The sequence below is a fragment of the Yoonia sp. R78084 genome, from assembly GCF_044595625.1.
In the GTDB taxonomy this organism is placed as follows: Bacteria; Pseudomonadota; Alphaproteobacteria; order Rhodobacterales; family Rhodobacteraceae; genus Yoonia.
This window is the reverse complement of record NZ_CP138993.1, coordinates 2,892,031-2,908,845: the sequence shown is the minus strand read 5'-3', so window position 1 is coordinate 2,908,845 and position 16,815 is coordinate 2,892,031. Positions and strand designations below refer to the sequence as shown.

Below are 16,815 nucleotides of genomic sequence, written 5' to 3'. Positions count from 1 at the left end.
CCATCGGTCAGAAAATGGCAAGATCCCTCGCAATCGCAGCCTATCTGGCAGGCTTGGGGTCACATGACCGCAAAAAGCCACTGGCCGAACAGCCACCCCGCCCTGCGGGTACGATCATCTGGGCGCGATGTAGCCGCCCGGACCAGTTGATGGCGATAGAGACTCTTGACCGGAAGCTGGCCGAAGACGGCGATCCCATCCATGTGGTGGCAACGCTGCTGCACTGGGTGCCGGAATATGCCCAACGCGCCTTGCCGGAGCCGCAAGGGCGTAAAGATATCCGCGCCTTCATTGCCCACTGGCAACCAGCCATGAGCATATGGGTGAAGGGCGATCTTGATCCAATACTCTTGTCAGAACTGGATAATGCCAAGGTCCCCGCCATCTTTGTCGATGCGACGGCCGAAGGTCTTGATGATATAGCCGGCAAATGGGTGCCCGGTGCCCGGCGCTCGATGTTGTCGCAGTTCGAGGCTGTGCTTGCACTTGATCAGGCAGCAGCGGACCGATTGATTTATGCGGGTGCACCTGCGGATAATGTTTTGGTAACGGGTGCGATGGAAGACTGCGCGCCAACATTACCTTGTAGCGAAACCGAGCGCAGCGAAATCTCCAAAGCCATCGGGACACGCCCTGTCTGGCTCGCGGCGGCTACACCGGCGTGCGAAACCGGTTACATTGCAAAGGCCCATCACGCCGCAAGCAGACGTGCACATCGTCTCTTGCTGATTGTCGTCCCGCAGGATGCGACGGCGGCCCATGACATTGTGGAACAAATGCGTGGGAAGGGCTTTAATGTCGCTTTGCGGTCGGACGAGCCGGAACCATCCGAGATTACGCAGGTCTATGTGGTCGACACCGAAGAAGAGCTTGGCCTGTGGTACCGCATCGCGCCGATCACCTATCTGGGGGGAACGCTGGACGGCAAAGGGTGTCGCGATCCTTTTGAGGCGGCAGCTCTTGGGTCTGCTGTCCTGTACGGCCCTCAAGTGGCTCCGTTTCAACGTCATGCAGCACGGTTGAATGCGGCAGGCGCGTCCCGTTTGCTGCGCTCTGGCAATGATCTGGGCGTTGCGGTTGAGACGCTTTTGGCTGCGGATAAAGCGGCGGAACTCGCCCATGCGGCCTGGGATGTGACATCGCGCGGGGCAACGGTGACCAACCGTATCGCAACATTTATCCAGCTGCGTCTGGAAGAGTTGGTTTCTTAGATGCGCGCACCGTCCTTCTGGTTCACACCTCCCGATCAACCAACCCTGACCGCGCGCGCATTGGCGCCCTTGGCTGCACTTTACGCCGCTGGCACCGCACGCCGCCTGCGCCGGCCCGCCAAGGTGAAGGCCAGTGTGCCGGTCATTTGCATTGGCAATATCAACGCAGGCGGAACGGGCAAGACACCGACAACCATCGCTTTGATCGCGCGCCTTATAGATCGCGGCCGGACCCCGCACGTCGTGTCGCGGGGCTATGGCGGTCACCTTGAAGGCCCTGTGCGTGTCAGTGAACGCGATCATAAAGCAGAGCAGACGGGCGATGAGCCGCTGCTTCTGGCCGCCTTTGCACCCACATGGGTGGCCAAGGACCGTGCGGCTGGTGTGCGCGCCGCGCAAGAGGCGGGCGCGGATGTGATCGTGCTCGATGACGGGTTCCAGAACCCAGATGTGGCCAAAGACCTCTCGATCGTTGTTGTCGATGCGATGCGGGGGTTTGGCAATGGCCGCGTTATTCCTGCGGGGCCCTTGCGCGAAACTGTGGCGTCGGGCCTGAAGCGGGCTGATCTGGTGCTGTCCATCGGGCCACCTGCGGCGCAAGACCGGTTTGCCGCGCAGTGGCATTTCGATGTGCCGCATCTTGTGGGCCATCTGGCTCCGCTGCCGACCGGCATGCCATGGCGTGATCTGAAACTCCTTGCCTTTGCTGGGATCGGGCACCCCGAGAAATTCTTTGTCACGCTCCGCGATATGGGCGCGACTTTGGTCCGCGCCGAGGCGCTGGGCGATCATCAACCCTTGACCGAGGCTTTGATGAAGCGCCTTGAGATCGAGGCAGAGGCGCGCAAAGCACAGCTTGTCACAACCGAGAAAGACGCCGTGCGCCTGCCCGCCAGTTTTCGCATGAAAGTGCTCACCCTCCCGGTGCGTCTGCAGCTGGTGGAATGGGCGCCGATTGATGCGGGTTTTGACCGCCTGGGGCTTTAATCCAGCAGGTCCTGATCGGCACCCAGTTTCGGTGACGCGGTCCTTGGCGTCACATCGGCATCCGAGAATGTGATCGGCAGACGTACAGAGGGCACCCCGTCCAGATCAACACGCATGCCGCGGTGGATCACTTGGGGATCGGCGAAGGTTTCTTCCAGATCGTTTATGGGTCCTGCGGGGACACCATGTGTTTCGCAGGCAGCCAAGAGATCTGCCTTGGTCCATGTCTGCGTTTTCGCTGTCAACAGTGCCGTTAGCGCATCGCGGTTCTTCAAACGCGCTGCATTGGTCGCATAGTCGGGATGCGCCGCCAATTCCGGCAGGCCCAGAAGTACACAGAAATGCTGGTACTGCCCGTCGTTCCCGCTGGCGACGATGATATGCCCGTCGGCGCAGTCAAAGACCTGATAGGGCACGATATTGGGGTGCGCATTGCCCATCCGCTGGGGCGCGTTCCCCGTTGCCAGATAGTTCATCGCCTGATTGGTCATCACAGCGGTGGCCACATCCATCAGCGCCATGTCAATATGTTGGCCCTTGCCCGTCGTGTGCCGCTGGTTCACGGCCGCAAGGATGCCTGTGCAGGCATAGATGCCGGTGAAAATATCCGTCACTGCGACGCCTACTTTCTGTGGCTGCCCGTCAGGGGAGCCTGTGACGGACATCAGGCCTGACATGCCCTGAATGATGTAGTCATAGCCTGCGCGTTTGGCGTAGGGCCCGGTCTGGCCAAAGCCGGTGATCGAGCAATAGATCAGACGGGGGTTAAGCGCGGAAAGGCTGGCGTAGTCGAGCCCGTATTTGGCCAGCCCGCCGACCTTGAAGTTCTCGATCAGGATATCGGCGTCCGCCACAAGGCGGCGCACTTGCGCTTGGCCTTCGGGGGTGCGGAAATCAATGACCACCGATTTCTTGCCGCGATTGCAGCAATGAAAATAGGCGGCGGCCTGTTCGCCCTCGTGATCGACAAAGGGAGGACCCCATTGGCGCGTGTCATCGCCTTGGGGGCTTTCGACCTTGATAACTTCAGCACCAAGGTCGGCAAGTGTCTGTCCGGCAAGCGGGCCCGCAAGGACCCGCGCCAGTTCCACAACTTTCAGGCCCGCAAGAGGCTGCATTGCAATTCTTTCAGTTCATGCGCGGGCTGATCTAGCCCAGCTTTCCGTCCAGAATAGCAGCGAATTCATCATAGGCCATGTTGGAATATTTCTGACCGTCGATCAGGAAGCTTGGCGTGCCTGTGATCCCGTCACGGTCGGCATTTTCCTGATACCATGTGAACAAAGCCTCGGCCTTGGCCGCATCGCTGAGGCAGGCATCAAGTGCCGCATCATCCATGCCTGCCGTCTTGGCCAAGCGGCGCAACTCTTCAACGATTGTGGCCGGATCACCAGACGCGAGCCAGTTACGTTGCTCTGTGTAAAGCAGCTCTGAGAAGGCGAAGAAGAACTCAGGCGTGTTGTTGCAGCGTGCAATCATAGAAGCCCAAAGGCCCGGACGGTCGAAATAGACTTCGCGGTAGACAAAACGGATCCGGCCTGTGTCGATATAGTTTTCCTTCAGCGCCTGATACTGGTTGGCGTGGAACGTCGCACAGTGCGGGCAGGTGTAAGAGGCATATTCGATCACCTCAACCGGCGCATCGGGATTACCCAGAACCATTTCGATCACTTCGGGAAGTGCACCATCGGCGCTTTGCGCCATGGCCGCCCCCGGCAATAGCCCAGTTGCAGGGTCAGGCCGTGTCAGTGTCCAACCAGCGCCCAGCGCGACCAAAGCACTGCCACCTGCGGCCAAAAGAGTTCTACGTTTCATATCTACCTCTGATGCGAGTTTTGTTTCGTTAAGACGTTTGCGCCCAGCGCGGTCAGCGCCGCACGCAGTTTTTCGTTTTCCACTTTTTCAGATAGGGCCTTTGCGGCCATTTGCACGGCTGGATCAGGTGTTTTCCTGACTTTTGGCGCGTGCCCAAAGGCCACGCGCCCTTCGGCAAAGCCCGTTGGCGCTGTCTGTGTGATCCGGACCCGCGAAATAGCGCGGTAGCCGTAGCAGGCATTAACCTTTTCGCGAATCTGCTCTTTTTGCATTTCCAACATGGGGGCCTGTGCCCCTGTTGTCAGCAATGTCAGCGTCGCACCCATGCCACCCTTGCCGTAGCTGACGTTCACAGGCGTGGCGATTGCGGCTGTCGCTTGTCCCACCACCTCGGACCAATGCGTCAAAAGGCGGGTCACAGCAAAGCCGCGATCCTCGCTGGCTTTGCGCACTTTGCCTTGCATCAACGTCGCCGCGCGGGAAAATCCGCGCGTGGTGCTGGTAGGACGTGGTTCTTTCATGTCTAAGCCCTACTCTAAGATGAAAGACGCGCCAAGTCTGCGGGGCGGTTTGAAACGGGTAATAAACATTGCGTGACCTTAGTGCAGAGCTTTTGGCATGGTATGACACCCATGCGCGCGAAATGCCGTGGCGTGTGCCGCCTGCTGATCGTAAGGCGGGTGTCCTGCCTGATCCTTATGCTGTCTGGATGTCCGAGGTCATGTTGCAACAGACAACCGTGGCCGCGGTGCGTGATTATCACCGCAAATTTCTGGCAATCTGGCCCACGGTGCGCGATTTGGCATCGGCAGATGACGCCGATGTCATGGCCGCTTGGGCGGGTTTGGGGTATTACGCCCGCGCGCGGAACTTGCTGAAATGTGCCCGTGCAGTGGTTGCCGATTATGACGGCGTGTTCCCAGATACCTATGCAGAGTTACTAAAACTGCCCGGCATTGGCCCCTACACAGCGGCGGCTGTTGCCGCGATTGCCTTTGACCGGCCCGAGACCGTGGTTGATGGCAATGTCGAGCGTGTCATGGCGCGCCTGCACGATATTCACGCGCCCCTGCCAAGTTCCAAGGCGGAACTGACTGCGCGGGCCGCAGAACTGACGCCCCAAACTCGCCCTGGTGATTATGCACAGGCAGTGATGGATCTTGGCGCTACGATTTGCACGCCGCGCAACCCAGCATGCGGGATCTGCCCGTGGCGTGATGACTGCGCTGCGCGCATTGCCGGTACCGCAGCGGACCTGCCCAAGAAAACACCCAAGAAAAAGACGCCAACCCGGTTTGGCATCGTCTATGTTGCGCGCCGCGAAGACGGCGCATGGCTCTTGGAAACCCGTCCTGAAAAGGGCCTGTTGGGTGGCATGTTGGGCTGGCCGGGGTCGGATTGGGGCGATGATCCTGCACCAGAACCGCCGTTTGAGGCAGAATGGACAGCATTGGGCGAAGAGGCGCGGCATACCTTCACGCATTTTCATTTGCGGTTGAAGATCATGACGGCAAAGGTAGCCTTGGGCACAAAACCTGCGCGCGGGGAATTCCTGTCACAAGGGAAATTTAACCCGACTGCGTTACCGACGGTGATGCGCAAGGTGTTTGATCTTGCCCATATGACGCTACGCGACGATTGAGAAGTAAGGCCGCTGAACCTATTGTTGTGACTGCAACGCTTTCGGACATGATATGACAAGCATTCCTGAAACATCAAAGATCGGTAACCTTCCCAGCGCGCTCCCTTTCTGGCTGTCGCTTGGCTTGGTGCCGCTCGCTGTTCTGGCGGCGGTTTATGGCGGGTGGGCGATAGCGCTTTTGCCTCTGTCTACGTGGTATCTATTCACCTTTCTTGATTACATCGTCGGGAAGAACACGCAAAATCCCGACGTTGAAACGCCGGAAGGCCAATTGTTCTGGTACCGTCTGATCACGCTTCTTTGGACGCCGTTCCAGTTGCTCACGATCTTCGGGATCATGGTCTATGTGGTGCAAACCAACCATCTGAGACCGGTCGAGCAATGGTTGCTTTTTGCGGCACTTGGCATTCTGTCCGGCACGATTGGCATCACCTATGCGCATGAATTGGTGCACCAGAAGCCCAAGCTGGAACGGTGGCTGGCCGATATCCTTTTATCGTCGGTGCTTTATGCGCATTTCCGGTCAGAACATCTGCTGGTCCACCACCGCTATATCGGGACGCCACGCGATCCAGTGACCGCGCGCTATGGTGAAAGCTTCTATCGTTTCTTCCCGCGTGTGCTTTACCAATCGCTGGTGTCATCCTTCAAAGCCGAGAAGGCGATGTTGGCGCGCAAGGAATTGCCCTGGTTTCATCGGTCCAACCCGTTCTGGCGGTATTGGGCGCTTGAGGCCGGTTTTGTCCTGCTTGCATGGGGCATCGGCGGTTGGTGGGGCGTGTTCTTGTTCGCAACACAGGCGTTCTGGGCTGTCTTCCAGCTCGAGTTGGTCGACTATGTGGAACACTACGGGCTCACACGCAAACACTTGGGCGATGGCAAATATGAACACGTGCTGCCAAGGCATTCATGGAATGCATCGCAGCAGGCCTCCAACTGGTTGTTGATCAATCTGCAGCGGCACTCTGATCACCACTACAAACCCAACCGGCGCTTTCCGTTACTTCAGACCTACGATGATGATGAAGCGCCGCAACTGCCCTATGGTTATCCGCTGATGACGATGATCGCGCTGGTCCCGCCTGCCTGGCGCAAGGTGATGAACCCGCGCGTCAAGGACTGGCGGCAAAAGTACTATCCAGAGATCAACAACTGGAAACCCTACAAGAATGCCACCAATCCGATGCCGCGATAGCAGGCGCTATTTTGCGCCAAAGAGCCGGTAATACATCCAGTCCGGCATGAACTGCGACAGACGGAAGACCCATGAAAAGAGCATGGGAAAGCTTTTCTTGAAAGCGTCGGTGTTCATATGCTCGAACACCTCTTTGGCGGCATCCTCTGCCGACATGATGAACGGCATCGTAAAGTCGTTCTTGTCGGTCAGGCGGGTCTTGATGAAACCGGGGTTGATCAGCTGCACCTCAATTGGAGAGGTGCGCAGATCGGCCTGCATTGATTCCGCCAAAGACATCAGCCCGGCCTTAGACGCCGAGTAACCAATCGCACCGGGCAGACCACGGAAACCGGACAGCGAACCAACAAGTACGATGTGCCCCGCCCCTTTCGCGACCATATCCTTGATGACGGCCCCCACGACACGCGATGCGCCAAGGAAGTTGACCTCGCCCATCATGTCCGCTTTCTCGTTGTCCCAGTCCTGCGCCTTCATCGGCCAGTAGACGCCCGCCAGATAGACAACGCCATCAATCTCGCCTGCTTCTTTCGCGGCGGCTTCAACCGCCGCGCGGTCGGCGACATCTACAGCGATGTAAGAGGCTTTTCCGGGAAGCTCCGCGACCAGTTCCTTCAACCGGTCCTCTGATCTGGCAGACACGATCACCTCGGCCCCTGCGCGGCTAAGGCTGAAAGCGACTTCACGCCCCAGCCCCTCGCTTGCGCCTACAAGCCAGTATCGTTTTCCTTGCCAGTTTTTCACGGTTATTCTCCTGCGTAGGCTTTGTCTTTGGGGCGCATCGTCGCGACGAGCTCGGCCACTTTGATCCCGAACTTGCGGAACTGGCTGCGGTTCATGATTGACCCGTTGGACATCAGATACATCCAGTCTGTCACATCAAGCGCATGGCCGCCTGCCTCTTCGGTCAGCTTGATACGGTAGTTCAGGGAAACCGCTGAGCCTTTCTGCGCGCCATGACCGGACCCAACCAGATCAGGCGCATCAGCCTTGATTGACCCGTCATTGCCAAGGGTGAGTGTCCATTCGCGCTCTTGCACCTGCCCGCTGTCGTAATGAAAAACCTCTTTCATGGTCCCGACATTGCCGTTCCAAGAGGCCTCGAAGTCCGCCACAAAACGGGAAGACACACGACCGGTCGGCCCATAGATCACACCTTCGCAGACAATTGGCCCGTTGAACCGTTCGCGGATATCAAAAATCGGGCCATCTGCGTAATCATCGGATTTCTGCGCCCAGAACGACACGTAACGCTCTCGCAGAAATACGGCGATAGCCATCAACGCAGCGCCTATCAGGATGTAGGTCATAAACGACATCGTTTAGTCCTCAAGTCTTGTGGCAACCAGCAAACCGATTGCCAAAATTTTCAATAGCGATGGCACCAGTGCGTAGAGCACCGTCAGCATCGTGATGGCTTCAGCGGGCAAATCGGTTGCCCCGGCCTGAAAACCGGATCGTTCAAGTAGCGGCAGCAAAACCACCGCGGCGAAGGCAAGCGTGAACTTGTTCACCAAATTCCAAAGGCCAAATCCCTGTCCGCCATTGGGCGAGATGGCAGCCATACGTTTCGCAAACATTGCGGGCAGCAAAGTAAGGTCTGCGCCGATGCTTGCTCCACTTAGTACGCAGATAACCGCGAAAGGGATCACATCACCGGGCGATAAAGTGAGGGTGTAACCAAATGAAGCGACGGCAAGCACCATGGCGGCCAGCAAAACCGGCTTTGGCGAGAAGCGCCGCGCGAGGGCGGACCAAACAGGTGACGAAATTGCGGCGGCAAGGAAAAACAGCACAAGAAGGGGCCCTTCCCAACCTACCGCACCCAGTTTGCTCTCGACGTAAAAGAGAAAAAGTGTCGAAGAGACAGCCAGAGGGGTGGCATTTACCAGAGCCAGAACAAGCAACTTGCGTGCCGTTTTGTCGCGGATGATTGCACCGATCTGCGATGGTTCCTGACTGACCCTTTCTTTCCACTCGGGCCACATAAAGATGGCGGCGGCCACGGTGAGCGCGGTGAAGCCGTAGGCGAAGGCCGCGAAAGGATCGGCCACTACGCCGATCAACACGGTGGGTACGACGGCGGCTATGCAGACACCGATCAAAGCCCCGCTTTCCCGCCAGGCGGCCAGCCGCACATGGCCCTGTGGGCCACTGCCGGCTTTGCTGACACCTTGAGCGTAGAAATTGATGGTGAGAAAGCTGAATGCCGTAAAGAGCCCTGTCACCGTGATTGCGAACCACCACAGTGGATTGATCGGCGGCGCCACCGCAAAAAGCCCTATCATCGAGAGCGCCATGACACCTGCGGTCAGCGTAATCACCAGCTTTTTGGCGCGGGTCAGCCGTTCACTGATCCAGCCCAGAACAGGGTCCTGGATCATGTCGAAAAGACGCATCGCAAAAAGGAGCGTGCCGAGCGCGGCAAGGCTAACACCGTAAGTGTCGGCATAATATTTCGGCGCGTAAATATAGATCGGCAGGCCCGCACCAGCAAGCACGGCAGCGAAAAGCGAATAGGCGGGAAGGCGTTCGGTCAGCGCCCTCACCGGCTCACCTCGTCTGCGGGTGGTTCGGGTTGCGATCGGAACGTCGCACCTTTCCACCAGAGTTTCACTGCCTGCCAATGGATGAGTGCCAGCACGCGACGAGACCCGAAGGGTCGCCGGAGCGCCGCCTTAATGATCGCTGTGTTGGTCATGGGTTTGCGCGGCCCCGTCAGCGTGGCAATCAGCCCGCCGTTACCGCGCGAATAGTCGATCCAGATGCCGATCGCATCAGGCTGGATATCAAAGCGAAACGTATAGCCGCCCTCGATTGGCTGGAACGGGGACACATGCATCAGTTTTTGTGCCGGCAGTGTTTCATCCTCGGTGATCGCACGGCCATCCTCATGACGACACAAGTAGGAATGGCGGTCGCCAAAGGTATTTGTCACCTCGGCAATCACTGTGGTCAGCGCGTCATCCGCATCATAGCAAAGCCAGAAGGAAACAGGGTTGAACACATGACCCAGAACGCGGGGCTGGGTGAGCAGCTCAATCCGCACAGCATCCGTGACATCGTATGCCGCAAGCACATTCCGCACCCACGCAGGCCCCGCACCAGCCTTGGGTGCGCCACCATGATCGCTGTCATGCAGTGACATCAGGTTGCCTGCATTGCGCGAAAACAGGGTCGGGGTTGCCACCTCGGCCTCTGCGTCCAGCAACACATAATCGATCGAATAGCGAAAGGCGTTTTTTACCGCCCCCCGCCGTCCGTGGTAGGTCTCTGCTGCGATATGTTGAACGGTGGCTGTCACTCGGCCGCGACGTTCATCCGCGCACGCGCGTTGAGCGAACCCACGACGTCCAAAGCGCTGGACAGGCCATCTTCATGGAACCCGTTCTTCATCCATGCACCGCAAAACCACGTCCGGTTTGCGCCATTCATCGCGGCCGCCGCCTGCTGGGCGGCGATCGCCTCAAGATCATATACGGGGTGTCGCAGTGTAACTTCGTCCCAGATCAGTTCTTCCTTGATCGGACGGTTGCTGTTCAAAGTGACCATCATCTCCTCGGCTTTCAGCCAAGGCTGCAGCGAATTCATCCAATAGGTCAAGTTGATCTCGGTATCGGTGCGCTGGGCATCCTCGGAATAGATCCACGATGACCAGACCTGACGGCGCTTCGGCATGATAGATGTATCAGAGTGCAGAACCACCTTGTTGGGTTGATAGCGCACCGCACCGAGCACAGATTGCTCAACGGCTGTGGCGTCCGACAGCATCGCCAGCGTATCGTCGGAATGGGTTGCAAAGACCACCTCGTCAAAGGCTTCCCATTCCGCGCCATGTGTTTTGACTTCGGCACCTGCCTGCGTGCGGCGTACCGCATCAATCGGCGCGCCGAGACGTGTCTCAACACCGCGTTTCAGCATATCCGCCCCAAGCCGCCTAACATACTCACGTGAACCGCCGTCAACCGTGTACCACTGGTGCTGGCCCGTTGCGCTCAGCAGTGCGTGGTTGTCGAAAAACTTCATCATTGCATAGGCAGGAAAATCGAGAATTTTCTCTTTCGGGGTCGACCAGATCGCGCCCGAAAATGGCAGCAGATAATGATCGCGGAAATAATCGCTGAGTTTCAGTTTCTTCAACAACTGGCCGATCGTCAGCGTCTCATCCTGACTAGCCTCAAGGCCTTTGGCGTTGAATTTCAGAATATCGCGGACCATGCGTAAAAAGCGCGGGCTTGCGATATTGCTGCGCTGGGCGAAAAGCGCGTTCATGCTGGCAAGGCCATATTCCATGCGGCCTCCGCTGAACGATGCGCCAAAGCTCATGTTGCTTTTTGTGACCGGCACATTGAGGTCGCCGAACAGCTTTGTCAGATGCGGGTAATTGGCATAGTTGAAAACGATAAAGCCCGTATCCACAGCCTGATCGCCGTTTTTGCCCGCCATCCGTGTGCGTGCATGGCCGCCAAGACGCCCCTCTGCTTCATACAACACAACTTGGTGGTTTTGTGCGAGCGCATGTGCAGCGCCCATTCCTGAAATACCGGCACCAATGACCGCAATTTTCTTGGGCGCGATCGTCCCGGCTTCGAATGGCATGTGTGGGGAGCTCCAGCTTCGCTTGATCGTTTCTTATTGTTGTTACGTCCCTACTACTTACATGGATCATCACAAAAAAACATCAATGTTGTGATCCACTCCGTGATCGGGCGCGTAATATCCATATGTTAACGGAAACAAGCACCTTGAGAAAAGCGGATGCGTTGCCTGTGCCAAGCACATATGATGGTGCGAAGGCACATCTAAAGCGCGCAGCGGAGACATCAAAGGTGAATACCGAACAAACGACGAAACGTATGGCTTGGGTCGTCCAAGTCTATGCGGTGCGTGATAACCAGGACCGTGCGGCATTCGCCGAACTGTTCGGCTATTTTGCACCTCGCGTGAAATCGTTTTTAATGAAATCGGGGGCCAGCCCGGATCTGGCAGAAGAATGCACACAGGAGGTCATGGCGACCCTTTGGAACAAGGCCCATATGTTCGATCCGACCAAGGCGAGTGTATCCACATGGATTTTTACAATCGCCCGAAATCGCAAGATCGACATTCTGCGCAAACAGCGCAGGCCTGAACCCGAAGACCTGCCATGGGGCCCCGAAGCGGAACCAGATCAGGCCGATGCCATCGGCCTGCAGCAAGAAACGGAACAGCTCGGGCAGGCCTTGGCCACTTTGCCTGAAGAACAAAGGAAACTGATTGAGCGCGCCTACTTTGGCGAGCTGACCCATAGTCAAATCGCCGCAGAGACGGGATTGCCGCTGGGAACAATCAAATCGCGGATTAGGTTGGCGTTGGATCGGCTGCGCCACGCAATGAAATGATGAACGACATGACAAAGATAAAACATCACCTGACCGAGCCCCTTTTGATGGGCTATGCCGCCGGAACGCTGCCGGAGGCGTTTAATCTGGTCGTGGCGACGCACATCAGCATGTGTGACGATTGTCGCGCGGCCCTCGCAGGATTTGAAGCTGTCGGCGGCGAGGTCATGATGGATACAGCGCCTGTTGATGTGGCCGAGGATGCACTGGCCGCGACACTCGCCTTGATTGACAGTGGCAAGTTTGCGGACCAGCCGGCACCGCCGCGTACAAAAGACAGCGTGTTCCCGGGCCCTCTTCAGGACTATGTCTCAGGCGATATCGACAGTCTGAAGTGGCGCAAAGTTGGTGGCGGTGTAAGCCAACTGGTACTGAAAACATCAAAAGATGCCAGCGTGCGCTTGTTGCGGATTCCGGCAGGTACGGCCGTTCCGGATCATGGACACCGCGGGACAGAGCTGACGCTTGTGCTGCAGGGGGCCTTTACGGACGAAGAAGACCGTTTTGGCGCGGGTGACGTTGAGGTTGCCAACGAAGATTTGCACCACACGCCCGTCGCTGAGGAAGGTATGGATTGTATCTGCCTTGCCGCAACAGACGCGCCGCTCCGGTTCAACGGTTTGGTTCCCCGCATCGCGCAGCGTTTCATCGGGATCTAATCGCGGCAGCAATATTTATTGAAAGGCGTCCCAATTGGTTTTGGGGCGCCTTTTACTTTGTTGGGTCCGGTCCCTAGACGGAATGATAAGTCTCGGTGTTGCCATCAACCGCGATTGCCTGACCTGATATAAATTTCGCTGCATCAGAGGAAAGGTAAAGACAAAGCTGCGCGATTTCCGCAGGTTCAGCAAACCGGCGCAGGGAACTGCCGGATGCATATTCCTGATAGACATCTTGCGGTGTCACGCCACGCGCCTGCGCTTCGGCGGCAAGCACCCTGTCCATACGATCACCACTGACAGCACCCGGACAGATCGCATTGCAGCGGATGCCATGGGGGCCCAATTCGGTTGCAATGGTCTTGGTAAAGCCGATCACCGCCCATTTTGCCGCAGCATAAGGCGCACGAAACGGCGCACCGAACAGGCCGGAGGTTGAGGACAGATTGATAATCACGCCAGATTTCTGGCGTTTCATCACAGGGGCGATCGCGCGGCAGGTGATCATCTGCGCATCGAGGTTCACCGCAAGGCATGTCCGCCACTGTGCAAGATCAAGTGCCTCAACGGGGTCAGCTTGTCCTGCAATGCCCGCATTGTTGATCAGGACATCGCAGCCGCCAAATCTGGCAATCCCGTCCTGCAGCCAAGCGTCCAGTGCCGCTTCATCGGTCACGTCAACGCACGTCCCGCTGATCTCCTCTGCGAGGTTATCAATCGCTGTGCGGTCCTGATCGCAAACGAATACCTGCGCACCTTGTGCGGCATAGGTCTCGGCGATCACTTTGCCGATGCCACCCGCGCCAGCGGTGATGAAAACACGTTGCGACATGGGCTAGACCTTCGGTGGCATAATGGGCACGACTTTCGTCTCAGGGTCCGGTGCGATCTCTTCAAAGTCGAAATGATCCAGACGGTGCGCACGTTTGCCCGCCTTTTCGGCTGATATCTTGATATCTTCGATGTCTTTTGCTGCTTGCCCGAAGTGCCGGTCGAGGTTGCCCACGCGCGTTACCAGACGGTCGACATCGCCCCCAAGCAACGCCAGTTCCTTGCGGATCGCACCCGTCTGTTCGCGCATCCGCGCGTCTTTCAGGATGGCGCGCATCGTGTTCAGGGTCGCCATGCAGGTGGTTGGTGAGACGATCCAGACGCGCGCAGTGAAACCTTCGCGCACCACATGGGGCAGGCGGCTGTGGAGTTCGGCATAGACGGCTTCGGACGGCAGAAACATCAAGGCACCGTCGGCGGTTTCGCCTTCAATCAGATAGCTTTCGGAGATCTTTTTGATGTGCGTTCTGATCGCCTGTCCAAAGGTGGTCAGCGCGCGTTCGCGTTCCGGCTTTGTCTCTGCCGCCATCAAAGCCTCGTATGCCTCAAGCGGAAATTTCGCGTCAACAACAATAGGGCCGGGCGGATTGGGCAAGTGGATGAGGCAATCGGGTCTGCTGCCGTTTGAAAGGGTCGCCTGCCAAGTGTAGCTGTCCGACGGCAGGGCCTTGGACACGATATCCTGCAGCTGGATTTCGCCGAACGCACCGCGTGTCTGCTTGTTCGACAGAATATCCTGCAAGGACAGCACGTCGCCCGACAGCTTTTCGATATTGGTCTGCGCCTTGTCGATTGTGGCCAGCCGTTCTTGCAACTCTGTCAGGCTTTTGGTGGTCTTTTCGGACGATCCGGTCAGCGTGTCCTTCATGCGCTCCTGCATTTCGGTCAAGGCGCGCGCCGATTTCATCGCGTTTTCAGCCAGCCGTTCGGCCATCTGGGCCTGCACTTCGGCCAGACGCGCCTCCATCGTCTGCACGACGTGCATCTGCGCATTGGCCTGCGCCTCGCTGACGATGCTGATGTTGCCTGCAAGCTGTTGCTGACCCTGCCCCAACGAATGGACATCCTGCGACAAGCGCCCGACCTGTGACGCGACAAACTGGACGGCCTCTGTGGATTTTCCTGCACGGCGCACCGTCATGATCAAAAGGATTAGTACGAGGAGCAAAATTGCCCCTCCAAGGATCACGCCAAGCACCATGGGATCGCTGAGGTCGTAGATATTCTCGCCAATCTGGATCATGTGCGCCCGAAAAGCCGTTCGATATCGGCCAGTTTGAGTTCAACATAGGTGGGCCGGCCGTGGTTGCATTGCCCTGATAGTGGCGTCGCCTCCATTTCACGGAGAAGCGCGTTCATTTCCGCCGCCTGCATGCGCCTGCCAGAGCGGATCGAGCCGTGACAGGCCACGCGGCTGAGGATTGCCTCGATCCGTGCTTGGACCGACGCGCTGTCGCCTTGGTCGGCAAGTTCATCCAGAATATCGCGGATCATTGCTGCGGCGTTTACCTCGCCCAGAATTGCGGGCGTCTCGCGCACAGCCACAGCATTGCCGCCAAAGGGTTCAATGGTCAGGCCGAATCTGGCCAGATCATCGGCGATTTCCAGCAAATGCGCCGCTTCGTTCGCTGAAAGCTCGACCACTTCGGGGATCAGCAGAGCCTGCGCCGCAACGCCGTTTTCAGCCATCTGTGCTTTCAGCTTCTCATAGACCAGCCGTTCGTGTGCGGCATGTTGATCTACGATGACGATGCCTTTTTCGGTTTGCGCGATGATATAGTTTTCATGCACCTGCGCGCGGGCGGCGCCAAGGGGCAGGTGATCGGGTTCATCTGCCACCACCGGTTCAAACCGTGCAGAGGGGTGTTCACCAAATCCCGGTGCCTGTGCCTGGAACGTCATAGACCGCGCACTGAAACTGGGACGGTTCATCTGGTAAACGCGGGGTGCGGCCGGTTGCGGCGTCATCGCGCCCAGCGTCGCGTTTGCCACGGTTGTGGAGGCACGGTGCCCTGCGTCTGCCAGCGCATGGCGCAGGCCGGATACGATCAAGCCGCGCACGGTTCCCGGATCGCGGAAACGGACCTCGGATTTTGCGGGGTGGACGTTCACGTCCACCAATGTGGGGTCGCAATCCACGAACAACGCCGCCACCGGATGCCTGTCGCGCGACAGCACATCCATATAGGCCGCACGCAACGCGCCCAGCAGCATCTTGTCCCGCACAGGGCGGCCGTTGACGAACAAGAACTGTGCCACTGCTGCCCCGCGTGAATAGGTCGGGAGCGCGGCATAGCCTGTCAGGTGAAAGCCGTCGCGCTGGGTGTCGATCCGCAAGGCGTTTTCGGCAAAATCCTTGCCCAAGACCACCTGCAGCCGCCCGTGCAGTGCATCAAAAAGATCGCCTGTTTCAGCATCGGCACGAAACACCGTGCGGTTATCCCCGTTTGACGCATCGCGCAGAATGAAGGTGATGAAAGGTTCGGCCATGGCAAGCTGCTTGACGACATCGGTGACCGCCTGCGCCTCGGCCCTGTCGGTGCGCAGGAACTTCAGGCGGGCAGGGGTGGCGTAGAAGAGATCGCGCAATTCAATGACGGTGCCAGCGGAAAGCGCCGCCGGTTTCACACCCTCTGTCTTGCCGCCGGCGACAGCAATCATGGCCGCATCTGCACCTTTCGCGCGCGATGTGATCGTTAGTCGACCTGTTGCACCCAACGATGGCAGCGCTTCGCCACGAAAACCGAAAGAGCGGATGTTGAGAAGGTCAGAGCCGTCGATCTTGGATGTTGCATGCCGTGAAAGCGCCAAGGGAAGGTCTGCCCCTGTCATACCGCAGCCGTTGTCTGTGACGCGGATCAGGGTCTTGCCGCCATCGGCGATCACCACCTCAATACGGGTGGCGCCTGCATCGACGCTGTTTTCGACCAGTTCCTTGACGGCCGAAGCAGGCCGTTCCAGCACTTCTCCCGCCGCAATCCGGTTGATTGCAGCGTCATCAAGTTGCCGGATCACGGGGCGCGGCTGTATTTGGGGGTCTGCGGTGGCCATGCCACAATCTGTAGCATGGCCCACCGCGATTCTGCGAGTGGAA

At 58.0% G+C, this 16,815-nt stretch carries 17 protein-coding genes; 6 read left to right on the top strand and 11 right to left on the bottom strand.

Annotated features, from left to right (window positions below):
• Positions 1 to 14 precede the first annotated feature (14 nt).
• Together SJY29_RS14590 and lpxK are read left to right on the top strand one after the other, a co-directional pair.
• On the top strand, positions 15 to 1,211 hold the full coding sequence (locus tag SJY29_RS14590) for a 3-deoxy-D-manno-octulosonic acid transferase (RefSeq protein ID WP_400084149.1): 1,197 nt from the start codon (positions 15 to 17) through the stop codon (positions 1,209 to 1,211).
• Positions 1,212 to 2,198, top strand: coding sequence for a tetraacyldisaccharide 4'-kinase (lpxK, locus tag SJY29_RS14585; RefSeq protein ID WP_400084146.1), 987 nt, complete (start codon positions 1,212 to 1,214; stop codon positions 2,196 to 2,198). It begins immediately after the preceding gene.
• Here lpxK and SJY29_RS14580 read toward each other — a convergent pair.
• From SJY29_RS14580 to SJY29_RS14570, 3 genes are read right to left on the bottom strand one after another with little or no spacing between them, the layout of a single operon-like run.
• A complete protein-coding gene (locus SJY29_RS14580; RefSeq protein ID WP_400084143.1) occupies positions 2,195 to 3,316 on the bottom strand; it encodes a CaiB/BaiF CoA transferase family protein in 1,122 nt (373 codons plus the stop codon). The two genes, lpxK and SJY29_RS14580, sit on opposite strands and share 4 nt — an antisense overlap.
• Positions 3,317 to 3,347: 31 nt before the next feature.
• A complete protein-coding gene (locus SJY29_RS14575; RefSeq protein ID WP_400084141.1) occupies positions 3,348 to 4,013 on the bottom strand; it encodes a DsbA family protein in 666 nt (221 codons plus the stop codon).
• 2 nt (positions 4,014 to 4,015) lie between these two features.
• A complete protein-coding gene (locus tag SJY29_RS14570) occupies positions 4,016 to 4,534 on the bottom strand; it encodes a DUF721 domain-containing protein (protein ID WP_400084138.1) in 519 nt (172 codons plus the stop codon).
• A 68-nt stretch (positions 4,535 to 4,602) separates the two neighbouring features.
• On the opposite strand from SJY29_RS14570, the gene mutY reads away from it, so the two are divergent.
• Positions 4,603 to 5,655, top strand: a complete 1,053-nt coding sequence (gene mutY / locus SJY29_RS14565) for an A/G-specific adenine glycosylase (RefSeq protein WP_400084135.1) — start codon at positions 4,603 to 4,605, stop codon at positions 5,653 to 5,655.
• Positions 5,656 to 5,707: 52 nt separating this feature from the next.
• Entirely contained in the window at positions 5,708 to 6,850 is a 1,143-nt protein-coding gene (locus SJY29_RS14560; protein ID WP_400084132.1) for an alkane 1-monooxygenase, read from the top strand.
• Positions 6,851 to 6,856: 6 nt separating this feature from the next.
• Here SJY29_RS14560 and SJY29_RS14555 read toward each other — a convergent pair whose 3' ends face one another.
• The 5 genes from SJY29_RS14555 to SJY29_RS14535 are packed head-to-tail and all read right to left on the bottom strand — an operon-like array spanning position 6,857 to position 11,449.
• Entirely contained in the window at positions 6,857 to 7,594 is a 738-nt protein-coding gene (locus SJY29_RS14555; RefSeq protein WP_400084130.1) for an SDR family NAD(P)-dependent oxidoreductase, read from the bottom strand.
• Positions 7,595 to 7,596: 2 nt separating this feature from the next.
• Positions 7,597 to 8,169: a DUF3833 family protein gene (locus tag SJY29_RS14550; RefSeq protein ID WP_110277898.1), complete on the bottom strand. Its 573-nt coding sequence runs from the start codon at positions 8,167 to 8,169 to the stop codon at positions 7,597 to 7,599.
• A gap of 3 nt (positions 8,170 to 8,172) precedes the next feature.
• Positions 8,173 to 9,399 carry an MFS transporter gene (locus SJY29_RS14545; RefSeq protein ID WP_400084127.1) on the bottom strand — a complete coding sequence of 409 codons (1,227 nt, stop codon included), beginning with the start codon at positions 9,397 to 9,399 and terminating at the stop codon, positions 8,173 to 8,175.
• Positions 9,396 to 10,154 (bottom strand): DUF1365 domain-containing protein, encoded by a 759-nt coding sequence (locus tag SJY29_RS14540; protein WP_400084124.1) that lies wholly within the window; start codon positions 10,152 to 10,154, stop codon positions 9,396 to 9,398. The genes SJY29_RS14545 and SJY29_RS14540 overlap by 4 nt, the downstream gene beginning before the upstream one ends.
• A complete protein-coding gene (locus SJY29_RS14535) occupies positions 10,151 to 11,449 on the bottom strand; it encodes an NAD(P)/FAD-dependent oxidoreductase (RefSeq protein ID WP_400084121.1) in 1,299 nt (432 codons plus the stop codon). Before SJY29_RS14535 ends, SJY29_RS14540 begins: the two co-directional genes overlap by 4 nt.
• A gap of 257 nt (positions 11,450 to 11,706) precedes the next feature.
• Here SJY29_RS14535 and SJY29_RS14530 point away from each other — a divergent pair, with 257 nt between their 5' ends.
• A complete protein-coding gene (locus tag SJY29_RS14530; protein ID WP_242654421.1) occupies positions 11,707 to 12,231 on the top strand; it encodes a sigma-70 family RNA polymerase sigma factor in 525 nt (174 codons plus the stop codon).
• Positions 12,232 to 12,239: 8 nt separating this feature from the next.
• Positions 12,240 to 12,890 (top strand): ChrR family anti-sigma-E factor, encoded by a 651-nt coding sequence (locus tag SJY29_RS14525; RefSeq protein ID WP_400084118.1) that lies wholly within the window; start codon positions 12,240 to 12,242, stop codon positions 12,888 to 12,890.
• Positions 12,891 to 12,963: 73 nt separating this feature from the next.
• Here the strand turns inward: SJY29_RS14525 and SJY29_RS14520 are convergent, their stop codons facing one another.
• The 3 genes from SJY29_RS14520 to mutL are packed head-to-tail and all read right to left on the bottom strand — an operon-like array spanning position 12,964 to position 16,772.
• Entirely contained in the window at positions 12,964 to 13,722 is a 759-nt protein-coding gene (locus SJY29_RS14520) for an SDR family oxidoreductase (RefSeq protein ID WP_400084115.1), read from the bottom strand.
• Positions 13,723 to 13,725: 3 nt separating this feature from the next.
• Positions 13,726 to 14,964 (bottom strand): DNA recombination protein RmuC, encoded by a 1,239-nt coding sequence (locus SJY29_RS14515; RefSeq protein WP_400084112.1) that lies wholly within the window; start codon positions 14,962 to 14,964, stop codon positions 13,726 to 13,728.
• On the bottom strand, positions 14,961 to 16,772 hold the full coding sequence (gene mutL / locus SJY29_RS14510) for a DNA mismatch repair endonuclease MutL (RefSeq protein WP_400084109.1): 1,812 nt from the start codon (positions 16,770 to 16,772) through the stop codon (positions 14,961 to 14,963). The genes SJY29_RS14515 and mutL overlap by 4 nt, the downstream gene beginning before the upstream one ends.
• Between the last annotated feature and the right edge of the window lie 43 nt (positions 16,773 to 16,815).

Coding starts and splice junctions, on each gene's coding strand:
- SJY29_RS14590 (WP_400084149.1), top strand. CDS start 15: ATGGCAAGATCCCTCGCAATCGCAGCCTATCTGGCAGGCTTGGGGTCA.
- lpxK (WP_400084146.1), top strand. CDS start 1,212: ATGCGCGCACCGTCCTTCTGGTTCACACCTCCCGATCAACCAACCCTG.
- SJY29_RS14580 (WP_400084143.1), bottom strand. CDS start 3,316: ATGCAGCCTCTTGCGGGCCTGAAAGTTGTGGAACTGGCGCGGGTCCTT.
- SJY29_RS14575 (WP_400084141.1), bottom strand. CDS start 4,013: ATGAAACGTAGAACTCTTTTGGCCGCAGGTGGCAGTGCTTTGGTCGCG.
- SJY29_RS14570 (WP_400084138.1), bottom strand. CDS start 4,534: ATGAAAGAACCACGTCCTACCAGCACCACGCGCGGATTTTCCCGCGCG.
- SJY29_RS14560 (WP_400084132.1), top strand. CDS start 5,708: ATGACAAGCATTCCTGAAACATCAAAGATCGGTAACCTTCCCAGCGCG.
- SJY29_RS14550 (WP_110277898.1), bottom strand. CDS start 8,169: ATGTCGTTTATGACCTACATCCTGATAGGCGCTGCGTTGATGGCTATC.
- SJY29_RS14535 (WP_400084121.1), bottom strand. CDS start 11,449: ATGCCATTCGAAGCCGGGACGATCGCGCCCAAGAAAATTGCGGTCATT.
- SJY29_RS14530 (WP_242654421.1), top strand. CDS start 11,707: ATGGCTTGGGTCGTCCAAGTCTATGCGGTGCGTGATAACCAGGACCGT.
- SJY29_RS14525 (WP_400084118.1), top strand. CDS start 12,240: ATGACAAAGATAAAACATCACCTGACCGAGCCCCTTTTGATGGGCTAT.
- SJY29_RS14520 (WP_400084115.1), bottom strand. CDS start 13,722: ATGTCGCAACGTGTTTTCATCACCGCTGGCGCGGGTGGCATCGGCAAA.
- SJY29_RS14515 (WP_400084112.1), bottom strand. CDS start 14,964: ATGATCCAGATTGGCGAGAATATCTACGACCTCAGCGATCCCATGGTG.
- mutL (WP_400084109.1), bottom strand. CDS start 16,772: ATGGCCACCGCAGACCCCCAAATACAGCCGCGCCCCGTGATCCGGCAA.